Source organism: Micromonospora arida (assembly GCF_003857035.1).
Taxonomy (GTDB): domain Bacteria; phylum Actinomycetota; class Actinomycetes; order Mycobacteriales; family Micromonosporaceae; genus Micromonospora; species Micromonospora arida.
In genome coordinates this window covers 1-4214 of sequence record NZ_QGSY01000160.1, presented here as the reverse complement: position 1 = coordinate 4214, position 4214 = coordinate 1, and the positions used below count along the sequence as shown (strand labels likewise).

The 4214-nt window shown below is 72.5% G+C and carries 4 protein-coding genes and 1 pseudogene; 2 read left to right on the top strand and 3 right to left on the bottom strand.

Annotation, left to right across the window (positions count from 1 at the left end; all coding sequences use genetic code 11):
• The coding region (locus tag DLJ58_RS12460; protein WP_148097986.1) for a DEAD/DEAH box helicase at nucleotides 1-1529 on the bottom strand (1529 nt) is incomplete at its 3' end.
• 351 nt (nucleotides 1530-1880) lie between these two features.
• On the opposite strand from DLJ58_RS12460, the gene DLJ58_RS12455 reads away from it, so the two are divergent.
• Nucleotides 1881-2522 (top strand): ferritin-like fold-containing protein, encoded by a 642-nt coding sequence (locus DLJ58_RS12455; RefSeq protein WP_244218911.1) that lies wholly within the window; start codon nucleotides 1881-1883, stop codon nucleotides 2520-2522.
• A gap of 75 nt (nucleotides 2523-2597) precedes the next feature.
• Here the strand turns inward: DLJ58_RS12455 and DLJ58_RS12450 are convergent, their stop codons facing one another.
• Entirely contained in the window at nucleotides 2598-2825 is a 228-nt protein-coding gene (locus DLJ58_RS12450) for a DUF3107 domain-containing protein (protein WP_088950288.1), read from the bottom strand.
• A 64-nt stretch (nucleotides 2826-2889) separates the two neighbouring features.
• Nucleotides 2890-3528 (bottom strand): TetR/AcrR family transcriptional regulator, encoded by a 639-nt coding sequence (locus tag DLJ58_RS12445; protein ID WP_030489514.1) that lies wholly within the window; start codon nucleotides 3526-3528, stop codon nucleotides 2890-2892.
• A gap of 149 nt (nucleotides 3529-3677) precedes the next feature.
• Between DLJ58_RS12445 and DLJ58_RS12440 the strand changes: the two are divergent.
• A pseudogene (locus DLJ58_RS12440) lies at nucleotides 3678-4214 on the top strand (hypothetical protein); the annotation flags it as partial.

Here is a 4214-nt window from a genome sequence, read left to right as displayed (position 1 = left end):
TCGCCGGCCCGGCGGCGACGCCGGCGGCGGGGGGTACGGGTGCCTTCGTCGGCGGCGTCGGCCGCGGGTGCCTCGGCGACGGCCGGCGTGCCGGCGTCGGAGCGGTCGCGGCGGCCATCGCCCCGGCCACGGCGCTCGCCGCGACCCTCACCACGGCTCTCGCCGCGTCGGGGGCCCCGACCACCGCTGTCGCCCCGGCGGGAGCGGGTCGTCCCACCCAGATCCTCTTCGATCTCGGCGGACAACCCGGCCCGGGTGCGCTCGGCCGTGGGCAGGGTGCCGCTGACCTCGGTGGAGATGTGCAGGTCGGTGTAGAGGTGCGGCGACGTGTGGTACGTCTCCGGCGGCTCCGGCATCTCCAGACCGAGGGTCTTGTCGATGATCCGCCAGCGCGGCATGTCGTCCCAGTCGACGAAGGTCACCGCGACACCCGTCGCGCCGGCCCGGCCGGTACGACCGATCCGGTGGGTGTAGGTGTCCTGGTCTTCCGGGCAGTCGTAGTTGATGACGTGGGTGACGCCGGTGACGTCCAGCCCACGGGCCGCCACGTCGGTGGCGACCAGGATGTCGATCTTGCCGGCCCGGAAGGCCCGCAGAGCCCGCTCGCGGGCGCCCTGGCCGAGGTCACCGTGCACCGCGGCGACCGCGAACCCGCGGAAGTCGAGGTCCTCGGCGACCCGGTCGGCGGCCCGCTTGGTACGCGTGAAGATCATGGTCAGCCCACGCCCCTCCGCCTGGAGGATGCGCGCCACCACCTCGACCTTGTTCATCGAGTGGGTGCGGTAGACCAACTGCTGCGTCTGCGGCGACGGGCCGGTCTCGGCGGTGTGCCCGGCGTGGATCGTCATCGGCTGGCGCAGGAAGCGTCGCGACAGGGTGACGATCGGGTCCGGCATGGTGGCCGAGAAGAGCATCGTCTGCCGGTCTTCCGGAAGCATCGCCAGGATCTTCTCGACGTCGTCGAGGAAGCCCAGGTCGAGCATCCGGTCGGCCTCGTCGAGGACGAGTGCGTGCACCCGGTCGAGCCGGAGGTGCTTCTGCTTCTGCAGGTCCATCAGTCGGCCGGGCGTGCCGACCAGGATCTCGACGCCCTTGCGCAGCGCGTCGATCTGCGGCTCGTACGCCACGCCGCCGTAGATCGGCAGCACCCGGACGCCACGCGTCCGGCCTGCGGCGGCCAGATCCTTGGCGACCTGGATGCCCAGCTCACGGGTGGGGACGACGACCAGCGCCTGGGGGACGCCGTCGCTGCCCTCGCCCGGGGCGAAGACCCGGTCGAGCAGCGGTACGCCGAAGCCGAGGGTCTTGCCGGTGCCGGTGGGCGCCTGACCGATCAGGTCGACGCCGCGCAGCGCGATCGGGATCGCGTACTCCTGGATGGCGAAGGCGCGGGTGATGCCGGCCGAGGCCAGGGCCTCGACGGTCTCGGCGCGGGCGCCGAGGGCGGCGAACGTGGGGGCCTCCGGTCGAACCGGGGCGGTGGGGGCCAGTTCCTGGCCGTCCAGCAAATCTTGAGTCAGGTCGCTCATGTGGATGTGGGGGTGCCCTCTCGTGGGTGCGCCCGTCATGTCCTCAGGGCGCGTTCGGTATGACGCGGGCCACACGGTCGGCGGCAGATTGCCGAGCCGGACCGGGCCGCACGCGCGCCGCGGGCTGAGCTTCGATCAGATCGGCGCCCACGGCAACTGCTCCATGTTACCTGAACAGGCATGCCCCCGTCCCGATTCCCTGTCGGTCACCAGCCACGCGGGGCAAGTAAATGTGACCTACGCCACACCTATTGTGCGCCGTTCACCCCGTCGACCTTGACCGTGGAGTTGGGCCGGGGTGCGAAGTGCGCGGGACACGCGCGAGGGCCGGCACGCGATAGCCTGCCGCTCGTGACCGCCTACGGTTCCGCGTACGCCGACCTGCTGGGTCTGGTCGCCTTCGGTGAGCTGCTCGCCTTCGAGCGGATGGCGGGCGATGCCCGGCTCGCTCCTGACCTGCGCCGCCGGGCCGCACTGAACGAGATGGCCGCTGCCGAGATCGCCAACTACCGGCGCCTCGCCGACCGGCTCACCGCGTTGGGCGTACCGCCGGAGGATGCGATGGCGCCCTATGTCGAGCCGTTGCAGGCGTACCACGACTCGACCGAGCCACGGGACTGGGCGGAAGTGGTCACCAAGGCGTACGTGGGCGACGCGATCACCGACGACTTCGTTCGCGAGATCGCCGATGCGCTGGAGGAACCGGACCGGGCGCTGGTGCTGGACGTCCTGCACGACTCCCGGTACGCGGACTTCGCCGCGGCGGAGATCCGGGTGGCCGTCGCCGACGACCCCCGGGTGGCCGGTCGGCTCTCGATGTGGGCCCGCCGGCTGGTCGGCGAGGCGTTGTCCCAGGCCGGCCGCGTCGCCGCCGAGCGGGCCACCCTCACCGCGCTGATCGCACGCGACGGCCGGGTCGACGTGTCGGGGCTGTTCGGCAGGCTCACCACCGCGCACACCGCGCGGATGGCCGCCGCCGGGCTGAACAACTGACCACCCGGGCGGGTCGGCCGGTGCCGGCCTGCGGCAGGTGGGCCGATTGCCGACCTGCCGCGATGGCCGGACCGGTCAGCGGACGGTGAACCCGACCGCCCGGGACGACGCCTCGGCGATCTCGACGTAGGCGACCTTCTCGACCGGAACGATGACCCGCCGGCCCTTCTCGTCGGTCAGGGAGAGCGTGCCGCCGTTGCCGGCGAAGGCGTCGGTCACGATCTGCTCGATCTCGGCCGGCGACTGCGCGCTGTCCACTACCAGCTCGCGTGGCGCGTACTGCACGCCGATCTTGACCTCCACTGTGCCTCCTCAACTGGGGCGAAAGAACCGCCCTGCGAAGGCTATCCGATCACGGGGCCGGCGGTCAGGCTGACTCACCTTGCAGCGGGAAGCTCGCGATGCCCCGCCACGACAGCGCGGCCACCAACGCCTCGGCCTCGGCCTTCGGCACCTGCCGGCCGCCGGCCAGCCAGAACTGCGCGGCCGTCTCCGCCGCGCCGACCAGCCCGGAGGCGAGCAGCTCGGCGTGCGCCCGGCTCACCCCGGTGTCGGAGATGATGGTGTCGGTGATCGCCGCGATGCAGCCCTGCTCGACCCGCTCCACCCGCTGCCGCACGGCCGGGTCGTTGCGCAGATCCGACTCGAAGACGAGCCGGAACGCCTCGCTCTCGTGGTCGACGAAGTCGAAGTACGCCCGTACCGACGCGCTGACCCGCTCCTTGTTGTCGCTGGTACCGCGCATCGCGTCCTGCACCTGAGCGACGATGGCGTCACAGTGCGTGTCGAGCAGCGCCAGGTAGAGATCCATCTTTCCGGGAAAGTGTTGGTAGAGCACCGGCTTCGAGACCCCGGCCCGCTCGGCGATGTCGTCCATCGCGGCGGCGTGGTAGCCCTGCGCGACGAACACCTCCTGCGCCGCAGCGAGAAGCTGCTTACGACGCGCGGAGCGGGGCAGGCGGGTGGGCCGGCCAGCGGTCTGTGCACCGTTCCCCGCAGCGGTCATGGGATCCTCCGAGTTCTCCGTACGAGCCGGCATTTTCCCCCCAGACCGGGCGAGGCCCGTGACCTCGGTCGTGGAAATGGCCCGCCGCTGTAACTTATCGCCACTCTCGGCACACGGTAGCCTCAGCGGGGGCGACCAAGGAGCGCGCGGTGAGTGAAACAGGGCAACCCGGAGCCGCCACCCCGGGAGAGCACGGTGACGGAGCGGGTCAGCACGACGACCCGAGCCGTTCCGTCAGTGGGTGGGCGCCTCCGGCGGGTGGGTGGCCTCGAGCCGCCGACCGCGAGGACGCCCGGGATGAGGCGCCGCGCTGGCAGCCCGACCCCGCGTCGGGCTGGCGGACCTCCTCGACACGGCACGGCGATCTGCCATCGCCGCTGGTCGGGCGCTCGGGTGACCCCGAGTCGCCGGCCCGCACCAACGGCCACCACGTCAACGGCGCGCACCACCCGGACGACGTCAACGGCGTCCACCACCCCGGTCTCGAAGCGCCCGCGGGCCGCGCCACGCCGGTGAGCGCCCCGCCCGGGCTGCCCGCCGAGGGTCGCCCCGGGGCGGCCGGCGACCGGCTCGTGGTGCCCGCCCAACGTCCCGCACCGCCGACGGAGCAGGCTGCCGTCGAGCCCGATCCGGGCCCCGCCCCACACTCCACCGTCGATCCGGCCGCCGCGCACCGTGCCCGCTGG

Coding starts and splice junctions, on each gene's coding strand:
- DLJ58_RS12445 (WP_030489514.1), bottom strand. CDS start 3,528: ATGACCGCTGCGGGGAACGGTGCACAGACCGCTGGCCGGCCCACCCGC.